The following is a 21340-nucleotide window of genomic DNA, read 5'->3' on the forward strand; positions in this document are numbered from 1 at the left end:
CATATAAGCGTTGTTGGCGTTCATCTAATTGATTGAAATAATTGCGTTCTTCGAGAGTAATTTCCATAAAACTAAAAGTCAGTATTGAATACGAAGATACAATATTTTGAAAATTAATTAGACCAACTTATTATTTACACGTTACTTAGCTTTTATTTTGGAGGTTCAGTCTTGACGAATTACGTATTTAAAGACCTTTCAGACAAGAATAGTAGTACGAGTTTTTTATTAGTGCCTGCCTCTCATTTTGAGAAATTTTTAGCGGGCGTATTTTATGCTTTTATCCTTCTCCCAATCGTGTTTTTGTCCTTATTTTATGTGGTTGATTTGGGGTTTGTGACGATTGGGAATAACATAAAAGATGGATTAAAAGTACCAGCAGTAAAAAATATCCAACTTCATACTTTTATCCTCAATAGTAAAAATATAAGGGAAATGGGTAGAGAAATTATTGGATTTTGGCTGGTTATTCAAACATTTGTTTTGATGGGTGCGGCTCAATTTGAAGGTCGGTCCTACATTAAAACAGCTTTTATGGGCTTTGCATTGCTGTTTTTAATTGGGATTATTGCGTATTTAAGTAACAAATTATTCCTTAATGATATTACTCAACAATTTCAAAATAAGGGATACAGTCGGGAGTTACTTAAACCGACCAAAGACAATTTTAGTAATATCTTTAGGGTTATTTTAATATATGTTTTACCACTAATTCTTTTGGTAACTGCATATTTCAAACTTAAAGAAAAACAAGTATAAAGCGATGGAATTTAGAGACAATAAAGCGATATACCTCCAAATAGCCGAGTTTATTTGCGAGCGTATCCTGCTGAAACAATGGGCGGTGGGTGACAAAATTCCATCCGTCCGTGAGTTGGCAGTACAATTAGAAGTTAATCCAAATACGGTGGCAAGAACCGTGGAATTCCTCCAGCAAAAAGATATTATTTTCACGAAAAGAGGTATGGGATATTTTGTTTCGGATGAAGCGGTGGAGAAAGTAATGGCTTTCAAAAAGGATGATTTTTTACAGAACGATTTGCCGTTATTTTTCAAGAATATTCAATTATTGGGAATTGATTTCAAGGAATTAAAAGATAGATTCGAGGAGTTTAAGGCAGTTTAACGTTTAAGAGAAAATAATATGAAAACATCAAATAAATTATTAATCGGTACTGGAATTTGTATCGTTTTTTGGGAATATTTTCTTACGCTTTTGTGATGCGTGGAGCGTATCAAAAAGCCTTAGCAAATCCGTTGGCAAATGAATTGAGAATCGACTTAAAAGCCATGAAATACTTGAATCTTTTTTATACTTCGTATGTAACTTTTAAGCATGGTGAAAAATATGAAATTGTCCTGAATAAAACAGATAAAGATTCGCTTCGTATTGATTATCAAGGAGATATGGCTAACTTGAGAATTGGAGATATTGGAAATGTAACGATTTATACGCCCCAATTACCCACCATGTCGATTACTAAAAAGCTTAGATTAAATTATCAAGATGGTACGCCCATTTACATTGATAGCACTTTTCAATCAGGAGATTTTGTCATAACATCACTTAAAAATAGTAGCGTTGAGTTTAGAAAATGTCATTTTGATAAAGTAGATATTAAGAGTAAAGAAAAAACGGAAATTTCGATGAAAGAGAGTGAGATAAAGCTATTGAATCTTACTTTGCCGAAGCACTCTATCTTGAATCTTAACTACTCGAACATTCTTGCTAAAAATATTATTTTGGGGGATAGTTGTGAAGTTACTATTACTGGAAATCCTTCTACGTTTTTGAAGTAGCAACCATCCATTCTGCTAATAAAGCCAAGGAATGGGCTTCACAAGTCCAGTTTATATGGAATAGTTTAGAAGATGAGATTTTATAAAGTATCGGATTTTCGTAGGCCGTTAAAAGGCCAGCGATAAAAAATGGAGAATTTGTATCAACGACGTTAAGATTAGGAATCTTGACGTCGTTTTTATTTATATTGGTTTTACTATTTATGCCGTTGTATGTGTCCTCACAGACAACTCGTCCGAGAGCAATTTCTAACAAAATTCTATCCATTATTTCCAAACCCTTATTCTTTAAATAATACAAAATGTCTGCTTCTAATTTTTCACGACAAATTTCTAATTCGGAAATGTGAAATTTATTCATCAGTCGCATGACATGGTACATAATCAGTGGCGTGCGGGCGTATTGATGAGCCACCCGAAAAGGTTGTTCAATGTGTTGATTTGTAAGAATAATTTGTTGAATATATTTTACAGAATCATGCCCGTATTCGTCTAATTCCAGACCGAAAGATAATAGGCAATAAAGCATATTTGACAAAGCACAAGCGTCAAATTCTATGTACATGTCTTTGCCAAACCACGTTGAATAAGCTTTCAGATTTTTGTATGCTGGGAAAACGTTTTTTATTTCATTTCTATAGTTATTTGAATGACTTATTAATTTGGTTTGTAGCCACTTAGCTTCTTCTTTTGTATGCGGAAGCGTCATGTAAATCATGGCTGTGTCATCAATATCATCGGGAATTTTGAAGTGATTGAAACGGTGCAGAATGTTACCGTGTGGAAAGTGTTGCGAAGGATTTGTTTGAAAGAAATTATACGTATTTAATCCATCTTTATTCTTGAATAATGGGTAACTACGAACAGCTTTTTTAGTAATTTGTTCAACTAACATTTGCGATTCAGGCGATAAAAATTCCTTGATATTATTGAGTGTAAAAACGGTAATTGCTGTAAAAAAAACATTCGTATCTGGGCGCTGATAGTGAAGGTATTTATTACTTCGATACGACTCAAAAATGCCTTTTGGGAAGTATTTTCGATTGGCGGTATCTTGTAAATATACAATTTTTTGTATGAGGTCGTCTATCATAACGGATAATCCATTTTTATATTTGCTCTTTTATAATGGGAAGCATCCAAAGGAACTTCCACAAATCCAACGCTTAAATACATGGAAATTGCGGGTGTAAGGGAACGATTTGAACGTAAATACAATGATTTTGCTTTGCGTTTTTTTGCTTCTTCAATGGCTACTATACAAAGTTTTTTGCCCAAACCTAAGCCCTGTGCATTGGGAGAAACGCCCATTTTAGCCAGTTCATAGTCATTGTTTCCATCGTGAACAAGGGCGGCAGTTCCCACAATTTCTTCTCCTAATTTGGCGAAATAAATTTGTCCACCTTCATTAATAATACTTTGAGGGTCGTCCAATTGCTCTAAATCATGAGGTTCAACGGTGAAGAATTTTTCAATCCATTCAACGTTGATTCTTTTGAAGTCTTCTTTGTAAACTTCCTGATATTCAAAGATTTGTATTGATTTTTCCATGATTTTTTCGTTTAAGCCTGAAGGCTCAGTAATGTTCAAGTCTGGAGACTTGAACCAGTGTTTTTCTAAATTTCTTTTTCAAAAAAATGCGTATCAACGGGCATTAAAGGAAAAACAGATGGCAAATTTTGTTTTTCAATTAAAGTAAATCCGTTTCGTTCGTAAAACCTAATGGCGGCTTGAAGTCTTTCCAGCGTGCCAAGATAAAGGTTTTTTATGTTGTTTTCACGAGAAGATTCTTCCAAAATATCCAATAATTTTTGGGCAATTCCGTATTCTTTTCCTCTGAATTCTTTTTTGACGAACATTTTTCTGATTGTACCAATATTTTCGCCACAATCAATTAAGGCAATTGTTCCCACCACTTCTTCACCAGATTTTGCTACCCAAAAATTACCGTTTCCGTGTTGGTAAAAACTGGGAATGTTGAGTAAATCTTGTTGCTCATTGATAGTGATTGGTACTTGAAACTCGTTTTGTTGTATGTTTAAAATCAGGTTTACGATATGGTCAGTATCCTGATTTTCAAATGGTTGTATTGTGATCATGGTCATTTTTTATTACACATTTATCTCTCCCACTAAATAAGGAGCTACTTTTCCCGCAATTTTTACTCTTTCGCCCACTAATTTACAAGCTAATTCACCGCCTCTTGCTGAAATTTGACGAGCATTAAATTCGTTTTTGCCTAAGACTTTTGCCCAATAAGGAGTCAGACTTGTATGTGCCGAACCCGTTACAGGATCTTCATCTCCGCCAGAATTGGGTCCAAAGAATCTTGAAACGAAATCCACCTCAATTCCTTTTGCCGTAACGATTACACCACGACAATCAACCTCTGCCATTTTTCTGAAATCAGGCATGAATGCTTTTATTTGCGCTTCTGAATCAAAAATGAGCATATAATCTGTCAAGCCTTTAAATGTTTCTCGGGGTGTTATTCCCAAACTATCAATCAGTGCTTGGGGCGTTTCGGCAGGCTGTAATTTATCCATCGGAAAGTCTAATTCTAATAAATCTCCTTGCTTTTCAACCTTCAAAATGCCACTTCTTGAATTGAATTCTATGATTGATTTTGAATAATTCTCATAGTGAAAAATTTGATATGAAGTTGCCAAAGTGGCGTGTCCGCACAAATCCACTTCAACAGTAGGTGTGAACCAACGGATATGAAATCTATCACCTACTGGAACGTAAAATGCGGTTTCGGCAAGGTTATTTTCTAAAGCAATATTCTGCATTAATTCGTCTGAAAGCCATCTGGTTAAGGGAATAACTGCGGCTGGATTTCCACCAAAAACTTTGTCGGTGAAAGCGTCTAATTGATAGATTTTTAATTGCATTTGTTTATTGATTTACGATTTTTGGAAAATTATCTTACGTTAATTTATGAAACTCTTTGAAGCGCTCTAAGTAACTTTTTTCTTCCCAAGCGTCTTCAAGTTCTTTCAAGGCAAGCAAAATATTATGTTTTCTGGATTCAAAAAGGTTGGTATTTACTTCTTTTACATCCGCCCAAATTTTTTGAAGTTTGGGTAATAAGATCTTTCCTTTTTTAGATAATTTTAAGTTACGTTTTCGGGCATCTTCGGCTGATTTTTTGGAAATTATTAATCCTTTTTTTTCTAATTCTTTAGCAATTTGAATAACTCCAGGGTGCGTAACTTTTAGAATATCAGCTATTTCCATAATACTCGCTTCTTCTTTTTGGGATAAATAATAAAATAATGGAAAGTATTTTGCCTCAAAGTCAATTCCATAAAATTGATAAACATCTGCCACACTTTGCATACCAATTTCACTCATCCGTTTCATGCGACTGGCAAAGGCTAATGCTCCTAACTCAATTAATAAATCCATTTTTTCGTTGCGACCGACGCTTCGGTTCGATTTTGTTATTTGATGTTCGTATAGCCTAATTTTTTTAGTAACTAATTACGTAACTGATTACGCAAAATTGAAAATAATATTTGTAAAAACCAAAAAGTCATTCCTTTTTTTAGAAGTGGCTTTTTGGTTTACAACTGGTATTACTCAAAGTCGAATGTTATCAATCTTTATTCTGACCAAAACGTTCATGTTGTTCAACAAACTCTATCATCCGTGTATCACTCCAATAAAGTCCATCGGAATTTGGTTGATAAAAACCACAATGCCCCCCATGATTTGGCAGTTCTGAGAATATATAATCCGAATTTTTCGCTACTTCTAACATCGCACAACTTTCCGACAGAACCGGGTCATTTTTGGCATTCAAAATTAACGTTGGTACTCGGATTTTATCCACTACGTGCATCGCAGCACATTGTTCGTAATAATCCCGTCCATCTTTGAACCCATGAAGAGGAGCAATATAATTATCCGTAAAATCATCCAAATATTTGAATTTAGGAAAATCTTTAAGTGCCTCACTATCAATTAAATCTGAGCGATTTAACAAAAATTTTAATAGTTTTGATTTAAAACGTTCCGTATAAAATCCTTTTTTGCCCATCACATCGACGCTTCCTTGTAAATGCGTTGGCGATGAAATGGCAATGATTTTTTTGATTTCTTTGGGAATATTTGACGATTTTTCACCCGCATATTTCATCGAGATATTTCCCCCTTTGCTGTAGCCAACTAAGATGATTTCAGTGTATTTTTCTTGAGCTAAAACATAATTAATAACTTCTTCCAAATCTCCAGAACTACCATGGGTAGTAATCTTTTCAAAGCGATTGTTTTCACCACCCAATCCCCGATGATTCCATGCTAAAGCATCGTAATTGGCTAAATTAAAGGATTTTACGCCTCCCAATAAATAAGGGCGAGTTGAATTTCCTAAGAATCCATGCGTAAAAATAGCAAGTTTTGAATTGTTTTCAGCTGATTTTGACCAATCTAAATCCAAGAAATCCCCGTCTGATAAGGCTAATTTTTCACGGATATAATTTACTCCCTCGACTTTACGAAAAGCACTTGGATAAATGGTTGAAACGTGCGGATTTCGCCAAATTCGAGAAGGTAGATAAGAGGATTGTAAAATGGGCATTTTGTTGAATTATTTGATTTTAGGATAAACTTTAAACAAGCAAAAAAGGTTATTCGTTCAAGAATGGACTCAATCCTTAAAACCTCAAAATGTACATAGATTTTCATACGCATAAACATCTTTACCCTACCGATTCGAATGTTTTGGAAGTTATTTCTATGCACAAAACCGTAAAATATGAAGGCGAATATTTCACAGTTGGACATCATCCTTGGTGGACAAATGACGTACTTTCTGAAGCAGATTTGCAGAATATGGAAACACTTTTATCCGATAAATATTGCTTAGGAATTGGTGAATGTGGGCTTGATAAATTGAAAGGGGCAACCAAGGAAATACAGGAGGAAGTTTTTTATCAGCACATTATGCTTGCCAATAAAAACAACGTTCCTGTGATTGTGCATTGCGTGAGGCAATACGACCAAGTGTTAAATTTTAAGAAAAAATACGGAAAAACGCCTTGGGTAATTCACGGTTTTCGGAGGAACCAGCAATTGGCAAAATCATTGATTGACCAAGGAATTATGCTTTCCGTGAGTCCTTTGCGACAAATGAACGACAGTTTTGTGGAAATGCTCCAATTTCTTCCCGCCGACCATTATTTTCTCGAAACTGATAGTGAATATTCGCTAACAATTATGGAGCGTTATCAACTTATGGCTGAAATTAAAAATATTGATTTGGAGGAATTGAAAACGCAAATGAAGGTGAATTTTGATGGTTTTTTTGGGTGGAAATTTTAATTTTCCACCACCAAATGCCCACAAAACTGTGCTTTATTATCAATAATTTTTCCGCCACATCTAAAACCCAAACCAGCGCCTTCGCCCGCAAAAAATACGCCTGCTTGGTAATATTTGCCCGCATTGTCTTTCAAAAATTCGGTGTATTCTTGGTAAATAACCTTTTGCTCAAAATAATCTCCTTCCGTTTTTTCGAGCGTTATGCCTATGGGCGAAAGGATTTTTACATTTGCTCCTTCTCGTCCGAATAATACTTTTTCTACGCAAGATTTATTGACCAATTGTTGGTTGTCGGTCTCCAATAAAAGTGGATGATTCGGAAATAAATCCCATAAAACCTTCAAAATTCCTTTCGATTGAAACAACAAAGTATAGGCTGGATTCATCACAAGGGCTTTTTTGTGCTTCACGATGTCCGTTAAGATTTTTGCTAATTCGGGTTCGTCCCAACCGATATATTCCCAAGGAACGAGCTTAAACCAATAATCATATTTCGTAAAATTTCCATCTTCATTTTGCTGAAAAATGCCTTGTTCTACCGAAAATTCGACGTTTTCTATGTGTTCAAAAGTTACTTCAAAACCTGCTTCTTCGGCGGCTTCGCCCAAAATTTGCATATTGGTATCGTCTTCTGGATAACCTTCCATCGTCGAAATCAAAAGTGTTGGTTCAAATGCTGGATTTTGCTTTTTGAGTTCGTTAAATTGACTGACCAATGACTCAAAAAGAGTATTAAATTGTAAACTTTCATCCAAGCCATTTGCCTTCAAAGATGCCCATTGTACGGTTGCGGTTTCGGGAATGCAAGTGGCGGTATCGGCATTGAATTCAATGAGTTTAATGGGTTTTCCGTCCAAGCCACCCGACAAATCAAAACGACCGTAGAGATGCCAATTTTTATCATTTTCCCATGAATATTTAACCATTTCTATCAAATTTTCAGGAATTCCTAAAGCGGTAAATTGTTCGTTATCAATTACGTATTGCGCCGCTTCGATGAACATTTCGTATAACTGTTTGGCGGCTTCGTAATAATTTTCGGCTTCTTTTTCAGAAACTTCAATCATTTCGTTGGTGACGTATGGAAGCGTATTTTCGCCTAAAAGCCAATCGTATCCTGCATTTTGGATGGATTGGGTGGGAGAGATGCTAAGTTTTTTGAAGTTCATGTTTTTCTTCTTTATCAAAAAAGCCTGTAAAATTGTATTTTACAGGCTTTCTATCTTTTGTTAGTATAATTTAATCCAATGCGTTATAGGCCAAAATTCCGCCAGTTACATTGCGAACATTGGTAAATCCTTGCGATTCCATGAATGATTTTGCTCTTCCCGATCTTGCACCCGAACGGCAATGCACAATTACTTCGCTATTTTTCCAATCTTCAATTTCCTCAATTCTATCGGGTAATTCACCCAAAGGAATCAATTTTGCGCCAAGATTTTGTTCTTCATACTCATAATCCTCACGCACATCGAGGAAATTCAGGTCTTCACCTTTGTCGAGTCTTTCTTTTAATTCTTCTACCGTTATATCCATTTTATTTAGCTTTGAGCTGTGAGCCATCAGCATTGAGCTAAATGATACAGCTTAGTTATTGAAATATATTACAATTTTGGAATAGCGCTTTGCTCATCGCTCAAAGCGCATATTTCTATTCTTTTATAATCTTCCGAACAAAGGTATTTTTTTCATTTGAAAGTCGCAAAAAATAAATACCGGTCTGTAAATTTTGAAGATTAACTTCCTGATTGTCAGTACGTTCTTGAAAAATAATTCTTCCTGATACATCATACACATCCACATTTTTCAAACTTATATCGTTCCATCTAAAAATGCCAGTGGATGGATTAGGCGAAATTACTAAGTTTTTATCTTGAATTTCCTCTTCCGTTGCCAGCGGTTTTAAGGGAATTGTCTTCCCCAACATCACTGGCCGAATCATCAAACTGCCTTTAATCGGAATGAAGGTACTACTAATCTGTGGAGCATCCGCCTTTGGAACTTGTATCCATTCGTTGCTGATGTTGTAATAATGTTTATTCGCAAATTGTGGGGTATTAGCATCCAAACCAATGGCAAGAGGCTCATCATCCGTAAATTGAATAAAGCCTACGTAAAATGTGTCCCTAACCGCAACAGGGTCAATTTTGTATTCTACAAACGAATTTGGCGTAGTTGAATATTTAACTACATTCGCAGTATCCGAAATAGTCTTTAAAATTCTACCAATTTTGCCTTTATCATTTGCTAATATTTGAAAAGTCAACCGCTGTTTTGCAATGTTCTTAACGGTAGGTTGTAAGTTAATTCTAATGGCAGAAACTGCATCAGGTTTGTTGACAATATATTGTACCGCCACTCGTCCAAAGCCTTTTTTGATTTCTGCCGCTTGTTCCGCCGTTCCGTCATCGTAGGCGTAATAATTATTCAAATCAACGTATCTACTGATGGTATCATTGACCGTAAAAATAGCCGCATCGCCCGATTTTACATCAAATTTTACTTTCAAATATGCCTTTGTGGTATCTCTTTTTAACAAATTAATGTCCAATAAATTTTTAACTTGTAAGGTTGCAAATGATTTTCTTGGGACAAAAGTAGCGATTGAATCCTTTTTTTGAATGGTTAAATCATTCACTAAATTTTTAACCGAATAATTTGGATAAAGTAGCAAATCATTGTTGAAAAGATTGCTGATATCGCTTTTAACACTGTCTGCTAATTCATTCTCGGGCTTTGCTAAAAATTGCCTCATTGGCATTGCAGAGTAATTTTTCAAGAGACTTGTCGTCGGATTTCGAGTGGCATAATCACGGGTATAAATGGCGGTAACTTCCTTTGTTAGCGGATTTTTATCACTTCTATTTCTTAATATTTCCCCACTTTTCAACACGTTTTTTATTCCATCCAAATATACATAATCCAAATGCCAAACATCAAATTGTCCCGACTGTCGGCCAAAGGATTGAAAACGAAATTGAAATCCTGTATGGAAATAAAGGTTTGCCCGAATTGGAATAAAAGCCTGCACAAATTTATCCGAAACGGTTGTAGCAGAATCTATCCAAACGGTTCGCCAAATATTACCATTGGTTAAAAATTGTAATCGCAAAGAATCTCTTAATTCGGGTTTGTCACCAAGTCCTTGTCCACGATAAAAAAAGCTCAGATAAAGGGAATCAGCGAGGGTTTTTCCTGATAAATTTATGGGTAAAGAAGTTAACGTATCGGTTGGTCCTTCAGAAAGAGGATTGACGAAATCGTAGGGTGTTCCATCGGCTTTAAGTCCATCAAAAGTGGCTATATTAAGCGTTGGATGATTATTGGTGAAAGTATTATTGATAAAAACGCCACCATCTTTTTGCCATTTTGAAAGGTCTTGGCGATTGATAGAAGTGGAAAAATCATCAAAAAAAGGCAAGCCTAATGCCGTTATTTTAGCAGAAGAAGGTTTGAGTTTTTCTGTACTTTTTAAAGGAATTATTTGAAATTGAGCGAATGAAACCCGACAGAATATTGAAAGGAGTAGAGCCAGAAAAAGGAAGTTTTTGGTAAATCTGTTCATTGTTATTTTCTATATAAATTCTGTATTCTCATTATTAAGTTTTGATAAACTCAGTACTAAGAATACAGAACTTAGTACCTCAATTTGGTTGTTCGCCCGCTACCCAAATATCAATCATTTCGCCCGAACGAATTTTTCCTCCTTCACTACACGCTGGATTTTGTCGGAAAACGGTTCCTGCGGGTTCGGTAGAAGCGGGGTCATAAATTATCGTTCCGATTTGCAAACCCGAACCTTTAATGATTATCTGAGCTTCGTCAAAGCCTTTGCCTTCCACACATGGCACATCTATTTCTACATTGCCCGTTCCGTTTCCAATTACGAGCGTAATCTTTGAACCTTTTGCAATTAACGTACCAGCCTCCATTTTCGTACCTTGATATTTAACTTCTAATACTTCATTTTCACGAATGTCATTTTGATATTCTAAATCTGGTTTCAATAGACCCGAAACCAATAATTGTTGTTCAGCACTTCTAACCGACATTTCGGTCAATTTAGGCAGTTTTATCATAGGGGCCGTTTCGGTATTTATCGTTAAATAAATCTTCCGACCTTGCTTCACTTTTGAATTTTCTAAAGGATATTGCGAAAGTACCGTTAACGGTTTAATTCCAAGGGTAAAAGTGCTATCGGTTACCTCAAAATCGAGATTTCTGTCGTCCAGAAGGTCTTCGGCTTCTTCCATCGACAAGCCTTTTAAATTAGGTACCGTAATCGCTTCTCCGTGGTTGGTACTCCAAGGTAAATAAAGGAAGAAGAAGCCAAAAAATAGCACCAACAACAATAAAATAATGATGGTAATGTGGGTATATACGTCCTTTTTTGAATTGGTTGAAATTTTCATTATATAATTTTAAATGATTTCGATTTCGTAATTATTCGCAATTTAGAAATTTTAAGGTTTAAATTAGACAGAAAGGTTCACAAAGTTTTCTTACAGGATTTGATGGAATATGGATTTAATAGATTAGACACGGATTTATCTAAAGTTTATCTGTGTCTAATCCTTTAAATCCGTATTCCATAAGATGTCGAGCAAAATATCATCTCTGCCAATTTGTCCTACAAAGTCCCTTTGGAATTCTTTTTGCAAACCTGTACAACATCAATATTTGAGTATTATTCATCTAAAAAGTGACAAAATGACTATGCAAGAGAAAGGCAATATCTCGATTCATACCGAGAATATTTTTCCAATTATTAAGAAATTCCTTTATTCCGACCACGAGATTTTCCTTCGTGAGTTAGTTTCAAACGCTGTGGATGCTTCGCAAAAAATCAAGCGTTTGGCTGCTATTGGTGAATATGCGGGTGAGTTGGGCGAATTGAAAGTGAAAGTTTCTTTCGATAAAGAAGCTAAAACGATTACCATTTCAGATAATGGATTGGGTATGACGGCCGAGGAAATTAAGAAATATATCAACCAAATTGCGTTTTCGGGAGCGACTGAATTCGTGGAAAAGTACAAAGATAAAGGCGATGAAAAAGCCATTATTGGACACTTTGGTTTAGGCTTTTATTCGGCTTTTATGGTAGCGGAGAGAGTGGATATTATTTCACAATCTTACCAAGAAAATACCGATGCCGTTAAATGGACTTGTGATGGTTCAACGGAATTTGAAATCACCGAGGCTACTCGTGAAGGTCGTGGTTCTGATATGATTCTGCACATTGCGGAAGACTCTTTGGAATTCTTGGAAGAGTTCAGAATCAAGCAGGTTTTGGATAAATACTGTAAATTCCTTCCGATTGAGATTGAATTTATGGATAAAATTATCAATAATCCGGCGCCAATCTGGACAATATCACCTGCTGATTTAACGGACGAAGATTATTTGAAATTCTACGAAGAATTATATCCATATTCTGAAAAACCATTATTCTGGATTCACTTAAATGTTGATTATCCATTTAACTTAACGGGGATTTTATACTTCCCGAAAGTGAAAAATGAATTACAGCTTCAACGTGAAAAAATACAATTATACAGTCGCCAAGTTTTTATTACGGACGAAGTAAAAGACGTGGTACCTGAGTTCTTGATGTTGTTGCACGGCGTAATTGATTCGCCAGATATTCCATTAAACGTTTCTCGTAGTTTCTTGCAAGCGGATGGCAATGTGAAGAAAATTAATTCGTACATCACGAAAAAAGTGGCGGATAAATTAGGTGATTTATTCAAAACAGACCGTGAAGGATTTGAGGCGAAATTTGAAAATATCGGTATTTTTGTCAAATACGGTATGATTTCGGATGATAAATTCTATGAACGTGCTAAAGATTATTGTTTATTGCAAAACGTTGACGGAAAGTATTTTACGTTGAATGAATACGCTGAATCTGTGCAAGCGAATCAGACGGATAAGGACGAAAATGTAACGTATCTTTATACAAACGACGTGAAAGGGCAAGACGGTTTTATTCAATCGGCCAAGAAACGTGGTTATGATGTCTTGAAATTAGATACGGTTTTGGACAGTCATTTTATCAATATGTTGGAGCAAAAATTGGTGAAAACTAATTTAAAACGTGTGGATGCTGATACCGTTGAGAAATTGATTGACAAAGGAATTGCCTTAGAATCAGTGCTTTCAGAAACGGATAAAGAAACGGTGAAAAAGATTTTTGACACGGTAATAAATGACACAACGAAGGTGGTAAATTTGGAAGCAATGCCAGTGGATGAATTACCAGCGGTGATTACCCAAAACGAATTTATGCGTCGTATGGCGGATATGTCTCGCAATGGTGGCGGAGGTGGCATGAGTATGTTTGGGAATATGCCAAATAACTACATTGTGTCAGTAAATGCCAACCATGCAACGATTGATAAAATCTTGAAAACAGCGGATGCTGAGGAGCAAAAGAAATTAGCGAAACAAGTATATGATTTGGCATTATTGTCACAAAATATGCTTACAGGTGCTGATTTAACAGCATTTATCCAACGTACTGCGGTAAGTTTGTAAACCGATTTTTCGAAATCGGGTGTAAATAAAAAGAGAGACAAGGCTGGGCTTTGTCTCTCTTTTTGTTTGATTTAATGTAATGGTAAATCTTGTACAATTTTCCATTTTTTTAAGATTGAATCCGCTTGTATTAATGTTAAATCTTTGGGAGCAGGTAAAGGCAAAAACTTATCAACATATTTTTGATAAATATCACTCATTAAAGCATTATTATAGGCTGCCATTTTAGGGTTTTTAAAATCTTTTAAGGTTCTATCTTTAAAAGCAATACTCTGTTGTTTATTTATTTTCTTCAAAATTTTACCATTTGGGTCTTCAAATAAAACTGCATACGAGGAATCTCTGTCGAACTTATTAAGATTTGTAAAAAAGATGGTTAATGTATAGTGAGTTTCTCCCAACAAATTAGTGTAGAAATCACCTTCCTTCACTCTGTTACCTTTTTCAATGACAATTTCTTTTTGATTATGCTGTGGAGGGTACGTCTTTTCAGGAAATTTCATCATATTTTCTAATAAAACATCATCATCGGGAGTCCAAAATACGCTTTGTGTAGAATCTTCCATTGGTGAAAAACTGCCTTTCCAACTCTTTTCAATCAATGGTATTTTTCTTTTCTCACGTTCAGAATTCCAAGAAAACCCAAATTTTTTATCGTTTAAATCTGGGCTATCTTTATAAGCACAACTTAATAAAATAATGATTGAACAAATGAGCAGAAAAGTTTTTGAAATATTATTCATATCAGCATATTTTATAATAATTTGATGATAGCAATAGCCAAAGATGCCGTGCCAATCATTACACCAACCATCCACTTAATTTGATTATTAAAGCCTTTTTCCATTTCAGTTCGTAAGCCTGCTATATCAGTTTTTATTTCTGTCCGTAAATCAGCCAAGTCTTTTTTTGTAGAAAAAATAGTAGTAAGCCTATCCTCGGTGATGAAGATATTTTTCGCTCTTTCTTCTGAAATACCCTTTGCACTCTCAATGTATTCAACAATTGTTGTAGCCTCATCATCTGAAAAATGATTTTTCAATGCTTGGAATGCTTTTATTTCTAATCCAGTCATAATGTTTGATTTTATGTAGTTATTTAACGCAAAATAGCAAAATTTATAAGCAAAAACAAAAAAGCCCCGCAAAACGGAGCTTTTTTCTAAAACTATTCACCTAACCTAAAAAACTAAAAATGAAAAGTATTTTTAATCATTATTATCTTTAAAACTACTGAATGTTGAGGTTCAATAATTTTCTAAAATCTATTTTACCGACAGAATTCTAAACTCTGTTCTGCGGTTTTCTTGATGCTGACTTTCTTTACATTGCACACCATCCACACATTCATTGGCTGGCTCGCTTTCTCCGTAACCATTTGATACTAAACGGCTTGCATCAATACCTCGGGCTGTCAAATAATCAACTACGGCTCTGGCACGATTGTCGGATAATTGCATATTATAGCTATCGCCTGAACGGGCATCCGTATGTGAGCGAATCTCAACTTTCATGTCTGGATACTTTTTCAATAACGGTAAAACGGTTCTATCCAACTCTTTAGCTGCATCTTTTCGGATGAAAAATTTATCTAAATCGTAATAAATGTTGTTCAGTTTGAAGATGTCACCTTCACCGTACATTCCTTGGACGTTTTGGTACTGAGTAGGATTTTTACCAACCTTTCCGATAGTTTCGTTGTTTGTGGCATATTTGTCTTTAGTGGCAGTTAATTTGTGGTCTGTACCGGGTTTTACTTCAAATTCATATCCACCATCTTGACCTGTTACGACCGTTTGGGTGGATTTATCTTTCTGATTTTCAAGCGTTACTTGTACTCCTGAAATTGGTTTTTGATTCAATTCTGACTTCACAACGCCTTTCAAAACGGATGAATTAGATTTCTCTAAATATATTTCTAAGGTAGTTTGTTGCCCCGTATTACTTTTTGTCGAGTACGTAATTGAATTCATTTGGTAGCCTTCTTTGATGGCTTTGAATTCATATTCAGATTCTGACTGTAAGCAAATAGAAGTCGAACCATCCACGCCCGAAACTTTCAAATCTTGATTTTCTCCATTGATTACACTTCTGATATCCACGTTTTCGAGGGGTGTTTTGGTAGCGGCATCATAAACAATCAAGTTTAAAGGACGACATTCTCTTCGGAAACTGTAAATATTATCGTCATGAATTCCTCTTTTTCGGTTAGATGCAAAAAAGCCCGAATTGCGTCCCATATCGGTAATTAAGCCAAAATCATCTTTTTCTGAATTCAAAGGAGCGCCTAAATTAGTCACGCCTTTGATGGCAATTCCTTCTTTCATTTCGGCATAAAAAAGGTCAAGGCCTCCGAGTCCTTCATGTCCGTCTGATGAGAAATACAAATTACCCGCTTCATCCACATACGGGAACATTTCATTGCCTTCGGTATTGATTTCTTTTCCCAAATTTACGGGTGTTCCCCAATTGCCATCGTTATATTCTACGATGTATAAATCGGTTCCTCCGTAGCCTCCTGGCATATCCGAGACAAAATACATTTTTGTATTGTCGGGCGTGAGTGCTGGATGTCCCGTTGAATATTCATCCGAATTAAAGGGGACTTCTTTGACATTTCCCCAAGTATCACCTTTTAAATCTGCCGTGTAAAGTTTCAAGCGATTGGTACCATCTTTCGATTCTCGGGCTTTTCCTTTGTTATAATTATTTCTGGTAAGAACTACTTTTTGTTCTCCCTTGAAAAATGTCATTGGCCCTTCGTGATATTTCGTATTCAAAACCCGACTAAACTCTTCAATTTTGGTCAATTTACCTTCTGGAACAACCGCTATATCGGCATTACTGGCTGACATACCGCCAAGGGCTTGGGCCGTTTGTAAACCGTTATGAATACTTAATTGTGCAGTATCTTGAACAAAGTATAAATCTAAAAATGGGGTTTGATTCCACCCAAATACTCTTTTTATTGCTCCTGTTTCATCTCTGGCAGAACAAAATACTAAACCTCCTTTATAAAACATGGGGCTAAAATCTGCCTGACGTGAGTTGATGGAAAGATATTGAACTTTATACGAGGAGGAATCACGAAAGAAACGCCCCATATCCATCAAGGCAATGGAATTACGCCTTGCCCTTAAATCGGTCGTTTGTTTTTCGCCGTAAATCGAATAATATTTTTGGGATTCTTTATATTTCTGATTGGAAGCCAATGCTTGGGCATAATACAGATAATTCTCCGATTCTATGTCTGGATAATCACGTAAAAGGTCAGCGTAAGCACGTTCTGCATTACGAGAATCCTGCATTTTGCGGTAGGAATAAGCCAGTTTTTTCAGCCCTTCTCCTCGCTGAACTGGGTCTTTTGCATCACGAAGAAACTCCTCATAAAGACGAATTGCGTCAATATAGCTCAGGTTTTCAAACTGACGATTGGCAGCTTTTAGTTTCGCTTGGGCATGGGTGTTTCCGCAAGCGAGTAAAATAAGCAATGCCACAACAGAGGCTATGTGGAAAAATTTGTTCATAATCGGGTTGCTTCTTAGGCAGAATAGTTGATACTATACTCAGTAAGGTTGCTGAACGAAAAACAAATAACGTGCCAGAAATGGAGAATTATGAGTTATGAATTGTGAGTTATGAATTATGAGGTATAATTTAATGGGTTCAAATTCAGGATACATAAAAAAAAGGTCGTAAAATTTAGACATTTATCTAATTTTACGACCTCATAATTCATTTCAAAAAATGCTGAAACTAAACAATCTTCGCTGCTTGGCGAGCTAATAAAATCCAATTGCCTTTAATTTTTTGGAAGATTAGTAAAACGTTTAGTTTAGTAGTACCTACAACGCCTTTATTGGAGGTTTCTGCTGAAAGTTTATGCCTTACAATGGCCGTTGAGCCCACTACTTTCACCGTTTGGTCGGTCAAATCTATGGTTTTAAAATCTGAATTTCCAGAAACCAGTGCTTCAATAAACATTGCCTGGGTTTCGATATTTCCGTTTGAATGTCCGTAGCTTAAATCTTTGTGCGTAATTTTTTCTAAAGTAGCCTTATCAGGTTCAATTAGTGCTATTCTAAGGTTTTCAACGACTGCTGAAACCTTAGTTTCATCGACAGTTTGGGCTTGAATAATGGAAAAATTAACGAAAAATAAGGAGGATAATAAAATTAGTATTTTCATTGGTTTTTGGGGGTTTTAATCGTTTTTAGACAATATTATTTTTTCAATAACCAAACTGCCAAATTTTTGACAGCCTTAAAGTTTTCAAATTCCATCGGAAGGCGTTTTCCGTTAAGATATTCGTTATAAATCCATGGGTCGCCGAGGGCAAATACTCTTCCTTTACCAACGTTTGCTACTCCTATAATAACATTTCTACCTTCAGAAACCGAGGCTTTTGCGGGTTCTTTTACCGATAAAACGGATAATTCTTTAACGAAGATTTTCTTCACATCTTTGAAAATTGGGTGATTCTCTGGTATCATCACTTTGCCTTGTTCATAGACATTGTTTTTTACCATATTCACACTTTTATCCGTAAACTGTATGCCAAATCTTTTGGCTAATTGATTGAAATGGGGCAATTCTACGTTGGCAGAATCATTCGCCAACATCACTAAAGTTCCGCCTGCTTTTACCCATTTTTCAATGCTTTCAATATCTTCCTTAGCCATGAAATTTGGATTAGCCGTTTCCTTTTTATTATCAGGGTCAACGATGATATACACATCTAAACCCTTTAAATTATTGGCTCTTGGTGCCTCTGGGACACTTTTTAGCGTTGCTCCGTAGTTTTCAAAAATATTACCTAAAAGCGAATAACCCGAATCTTTTTCATCTTCCCAAGTATAGTGAAAGCGTTCAGTTTTTCCGTCTTTTGTATTCCTAAATTCATGATTGAAATAATAATCTAATCCCACATTTTTGCCTTTTCCTACGCTTTGTTCCGTTGCAATTTCCATTTCAATACTCGCCATGATGAAGGGAGCAACGCCTTTTAAATCGTCTCTTCTGATGGGTTCTTTTAGGTAGTATTCATAACTACCATCCCGATAAGGATTTCCACCTAAGCCACTTACCAAAACCACTTTTTCGTAATGCGGAATACCTTTGATATCAGTTGTGATAAAGTTTTTCAACATTCCTTGATATCCTTTTTTTGCATATTGAAGATAAGATTTATCTAAATATCCCATCCGTACCCCTTTAGCAAGTCCATACACAAACATGGCGGTTCCCGAAGCTTCCATATAGTTGCCTTTGCCATTCATTTTATCCACAACCTGATACCAACAACCTTCTTTTGGGTCTTGATATTTGACAATAGCGGGCATCAATCTTTGATAAATAGCAATCAATTCTGGACGTTTTGGGTGGTCTTTTGGAAACGAATCTAATACATCTAATATTGCCATCACGTACCAACCCAAAGCTCTATCCCAAAAATTGGGCGATGTTCCAGTGGTTTTACTTGCCCATTTTTGTTCTTTGCTTTCATCCCAACCGTGATATAAAAGTCCAGTTTTGGGGTCCCTGGCGTGTTTTTCCATCCAAATAAATTGGTTGGCTATGTCATCAAAATTGGCAGGTTCGTTGAACACTTTGCTGTATTCAGCATAAAATGGTTCGGCCATGTACAAACCATCCAACCACATTTGATTTGGATAAATCTTTTTGTGCCAAAATCCTCCCTCTTTCGTGCGAGGTTGGTTTTTGAGTTGATTTCTCAGTAAATCTGCCGCTAACTTGAATTTTTCTTTGCCCGTTTCACGATAAAGCATCAACAAAGACCGTCCACCAGTGATGTTATCAATGTTAAATGGTTCACCTTTGTAGCTTCTGATTTCGCCTTTTTCATTGACGTAAGAATCCATATTTTTCAAGATGAATTGATAATATTTTCCATCGCCCGTGTGCGTCCACACTCGTTCGAGGGCTTTCAATAAAATGGCTTGTTCGTAATCCCAACGGGCAAATTTGCCTTCCTCTTTATAGGTAATTGAGTCCTTATGGATTTCCATCATGGCGTTTGCCATTTTCTCCGACCAATTAGTTTGGGCATGAATGGTTTGGAAAAAGGTAATCAGAATTAGTAAGAAAAAAAAACGTCTCATAAATAAACAAGATTTATAAAAAATAGAATTAATACTCTTTTAAATGAAAGTAGAAGAGCCGTTCTGCTCTTCTACTTTCATTGATATCAACTAAACGGATGTTTAAATATCTACTTTGTCCATTTTTGGTACCAAGAGGTGCATAATCACCCAAGCCAATAAATAAGCTCCCGCACAAATAGCGAACATAATATAATAAGCCGTTTCGATTTGGTTGATGCTTCGGTAGTAAACAAACATATTTTTTTGTACCGCCCAAGTTAACAAAATACCGCCTAAACCACCTGCCATTCCACCAATTCCCACGATTGAAGCCGTTGCTTTTTTAGGGAACATATCCGAAACCGTGGTAAAAATATTAGCACTCCATGCTTGGTGAGCCGCTGCGGCAATACCAATCACTAAAACAGCGAACCACATATTTACTTTTCCAGCCACTTGTGAGAAAATAACGGGAATTACAAACAAAGCAAAAATAAACATAGACGTTTTTCGTGCTTTGAAAACAGGCATATTTCTGTTGATTAATGCCATTGGTAAATAACCTCCCCCAATACTTCCAACCGTCGAAATAATATAAACTACCGCTACTGGAAATGAGATTTGAAGCAAAGTAAGTTTGTATTCACTTTGTAAGAAATCGGGTAACCAGAAAAGATAAAACCACCAAACTGGGTCGGTCAAGAATTTGCCTAAAGCAAAAGCCCACGTTTGACGAAAGCCTAAAAGCTTAATCCAAGGCACTTTTTCTTCATTTTTGATATTTTCTTCTTCTTTATCCGAGTGAATATAGTCGTATTCTTCTTTACTTAATTTCTTAGAATCTTTTGGCGAAGTATAGTAAATATTCCATAAAATCAACCAAAGAAAACCAATTAAACCCGTAATAATAAACGCCCATTGCCAACCCCAATATACCGCAATAAGTGGTACAGAAAGCGGTGCAACGATGGCTCCGATGTTAGTACCTGAGTTGAAAATACCCGTTGCTAAGGCTCTCTCTTTTTTAGGAAACCATTCAGCCGTTGATTTGATTGCGGCAGGGAAATTTCCTGCTTCTGTAAGTCCCAAAGCGGCACGAGCAATCATAAAGCCAAAAGCGGAACTGGCGAAAGCATGTCCGATGGCGGCTAAACTCCAAAGTCCCGTTGCCCAAGCATATCCCTTTTTTGTGCCAAGTTTATCAACAATACTTCCTGCAACGAGCATCCCGAAAGAATAGAAAATCTTGAAGGTGATTTCAATGTTGGCGTAATCACCATCATCCCATTTTAGGTCGGTTGATAAAACAGACTTCAAAAGGCTAATTACCTGTCGGTCAAGATAATTGACCGTTGTTGCAAAAAAGACCAGACTACAAATCGTCCAGCGATATTTACCAATTGTGGTTTGCATGAATTTTTAGCGTTGAGTAATGAGAATTATGAAAATGAGAATTGTGAAAGGACTTACTTCCATTTCTACCCATATTTTATTGCTCCTTAAAATTTGAAATATTCTTTTGCGTTGTTGTAACAAATATTTTGCACCATCTGCCCAATCCATTCAATATCG

The 21340-nt window shown here is 36.0% G+C and carries 21 protein-coding genes; 5 read left to right on the plus strand and 16 right to left on the minus strand.

Annotation, left to right across the window (positions count from 1 at the left end; genetic code table 11):
* The first annotated feature begins 171 nt into the window (after window positions 1–171).
* Genes AC1W31_RS16745 through AC1W31_RS16755 form a run of 3 tightly spaced genes read left to right on the plus strand, consistent with a single transcriptional unit; the run spans window position 172 to window position 1800 of the window.
* Complete coding sequence (locus AC1W31_RS16745; protein WP_481735632.1) at window positions 172–759, plus strand: hypothetical protein; 588 nt, start codon at window positions 172–174, stop codon at window positions 757–759.
* A gap of 4 nt (window positions 760–763) precedes the next feature.
* Entirely contained in the window at window positions 764–1126 is a 363-nt protein-coding gene (locus AC1W31_RS16750) for a GntR family transcriptional regulator (RefSeq protein ID WP_481735633.1), read from the plus strand.
* A gap of 56 nt (window positions 1127–1182) precedes the next feature.
* Window positions 1183–1800: a hypothetical protein gene (locus AC1W31_RS16755; RefSeq protein ID WP_481735634.1), complete on the plus strand. Its 618-nt coding sequence runs from the start codon at window positions 1183–1185 to the stop codon at window positions 1798–1800.
* On the opposite strand, the gene AC1W31_RS16760 is transcribed toward AC1W31_RS16755, so the two are convergent.
* The 6 genes from AC1W31_RS16760 to AC1W31_RS16785 form a co-directional block, all read right to left on the minus strand.
* Window positions 1784–2893, minus strand: coding sequence for a hypothetical protein (locus AC1W31_RS16760; protein WP_481735635.1), 1110 nt, complete (start codon window positions 2891–2893; stop codon window positions 1784–1786). The genes AC1W31_RS16755 and AC1W31_RS16760 overlap by 17 nt on opposite strands.
* Entirely contained in the window at window positions 2890–3351 is a 462-nt protein-coding gene (locus tag AC1W31_RS16765) for a GNAT family N-acetyltransferase (RefSeq protein WP_481735636.1), read from the minus strand. The genes AC1W31_RS16760 and AC1W31_RS16765 overlap by 4 nt, the downstream gene beginning before the upstream one ends.
* 65 nt (window positions 3352–3416) lie before the next feature.
* A complete protein-coding gene (locus AC1W31_RS16770) occupies window positions 3417–3905 on the minus strand; it encodes a GNAT family N-acetyltransferase (RefSeq protein WP_481735637.1) in 489 nt (162 codons plus the stop codon).
* Window positions 3906–3911: 6 nt separating this feature from the next.
* Complete coding sequence (locus AC1W31_RS16775) at window positions 3912–4694, minus strand: PhzF family phenazine biosynthesis protein (protein ID WP_481735638.1); 783 nt, start codon at window positions 4692–4694, stop codon at window positions 3912–3914.
* 34 nt (window positions 4695–4728) lie between these two features.
* Complete coding sequence (locus AC1W31_RS16780) at window positions 4729–5211, minus strand: MarR family winged helix-turn-helix transcriptional regulator (RefSeq protein ID WP_481735639.1); 483 nt, start codon at window positions 5209–5211, stop codon at window positions 4729–4731.
* Between the two features lie 190 nt (window positions 5212–5401).
* Window positions 5402–6385, minus strand: a complete 984-nt coding sequence (locus tag AC1W31_RS16785; protein WP_481735640.1) for a YheT family hydrolase — start codon at window positions 6383–6385, stop codon at window positions 5402–5404.
* An 89-nt stretch (window positions 6386–6474) separates the two neighbouring features.
* On the opposite strand from AC1W31_RS16785, the gene AC1W31_RS16790 reads away from it, so the two are divergent.
* Window positions 6475–7128, plus strand: a complete 654-nt coding sequence (locus AC1W31_RS16790; protein ID WP_481735641.1) for a TatD family hydrolase — start codon at window positions 6475–6477, stop codon at window positions 7126–7128.
* Here the strand turns inward: AC1W31_RS16790 and AC1W31_RS16795 are convergent.
* The 4 genes from AC1W31_RS16795 to AC1W31_RS16810 all read right to left on the minus strand — a co-directional run bounded on the left by AC1W31_RS16795 (window position 7125) and on the right by AC1W31_RS16810 (window position 11540).
* The gene (locus AC1W31_RS16795) at window positions 7125–8297 is read right to left on the minus strand and encodes a glutathionylspermidine synthase family protein (protein ID WP_481735642.1); all 1173 of its coding nucleotides are present in this window, start codon (window positions 8295–8297) and stop codon (window positions 7125–7127) included. The two genes, AC1W31_RS16790 and AC1W31_RS16795, sit on opposite strands and share 4 nt — an antisense overlap.
* A gap of 70 nt (window positions 8298–8367) precedes the next feature.
* Window positions 8368–8664: a rhodanese-like domain-containing protein gene (locus AC1W31_RS16800; protein WP_481735643.1), complete on the minus strand. Its 297-nt coding sequence runs from the start codon at window positions 8662–8664 to the stop codon at window positions 8368–8370.
* A 115-nt stretch (window positions 8665–8779) separates the two neighbouring features.
* A complete protein-coding gene (locus AC1W31_RS16805; RefSeq protein ID WP_481735644.1) occupies window positions 8780–10693 on the minus strand; it encodes a T9SS type A sorting domain-containing protein in 1914 nt (637 codons plus the stop codon).
* Between the two features lie 79 nt (window positions 10694–10772).
* Window positions 10773–11540 (minus strand): PASTA domain-containing protein, encoded by a 768-nt coding sequence (locus tag AC1W31_RS16810; protein WP_481735645.1) that lies wholly within the window; start codon window positions 11538–11540, stop codon window positions 10773–10775.
* A 304-nt stretch (window positions 11541–11844) separates the two neighbouring features.
* On the opposite strand from AC1W31_RS16810, the gene htpG reads away from it, so the two are divergent.
* Window positions 11845–13665 (plus strand): molecular chaperone HtpG, encoded by a 1821-nt coding sequence (gene htpG, locus AC1W31_RS16815; RefSeq protein ID WP_481735652.1) that lies wholly within the window; start codon window positions 11845–11847, stop codon window positions 13663–13665.
* Window positions 13666–13736: 71 nt separating this feature from the next.
* On the opposite strand, the gene AC1W31_RS16820 is transcribed toward htpG, so the two are convergent.
* The 6 genes from AC1W31_RS16820 to AC1W31_RS16845 form a co-directional block, all read right to left on the minus strand.
* A complete protein-coding gene (locus AC1W31_RS16820; RefSeq protein WP_481735646.1) occupies window positions 13737–14408 on the minus strand; it encodes a hypothetical protein in 672 nt (223 codons plus the stop codon).
* 11 nt (window positions 14409–14419) lie between these two features.
* Window positions 14420–14740, minus strand: coding sequence for a hypothetical protein (locus AC1W31_RS16825; RefSeq protein WP_481735647.1), 321 nt, complete (start codon window positions 14738–14740; stop codon window positions 14420–14422).
* Between the two features lie 189 nt (window positions 14741–14929).
* Window positions 14930–17191 (minus strand): OmpA family protein, encoded by a 2262-nt coding sequence (locus tag AC1W31_RS16830; protein ID WP_481735648.1) that lies wholly within the window; start codon window positions 17189–17191, stop codon window positions 14930–14932.
* A 229-nt stretch (window positions 17192–17420) separates the two neighbouring features.
* Window positions 17421–17852 carry a nuclear transport factor 2 family protein gene (locus AC1W31_RS16835; RefSeq protein ID WP_481735649.1) on the minus strand — a complete coding sequence of 144 codons (432 nt, stop codon included), beginning with the start codon at window positions 17850–17852 and terminating at the stop codon, window positions 17421–17423.
* 35 nt (window positions 17853–17887) lie between these two features.
* The gene (locus AC1W31_RS16840) at window positions 17888–19786 is read right to left on the minus strand and encodes a glycoside hydrolase family 88 protein (RefSeq protein WP_481735650.1); all 1899 of its coding nucleotides are present in this window, start codon (window positions 19784–19786) and stop codon (window positions 17888–17890) included.
* 102 nt (window positions 19787–19888) lie between these two features.
* On the minus strand, window positions 19889–21181 hold the full coding sequence (locus tag AC1W31_RS16845) for an MFS transporter (protein WP_481735651.1): 1293 nt from the start codon (window positions 21179–21181) through the stop codon (window positions 19889–19891).
* Between the last annotated feature and the right edge of the window lie 159 nt (window positions 21182–21340).

The sequence above is a fragment of the Arcicella sp. genome (genome assembly GCF_964672035.1).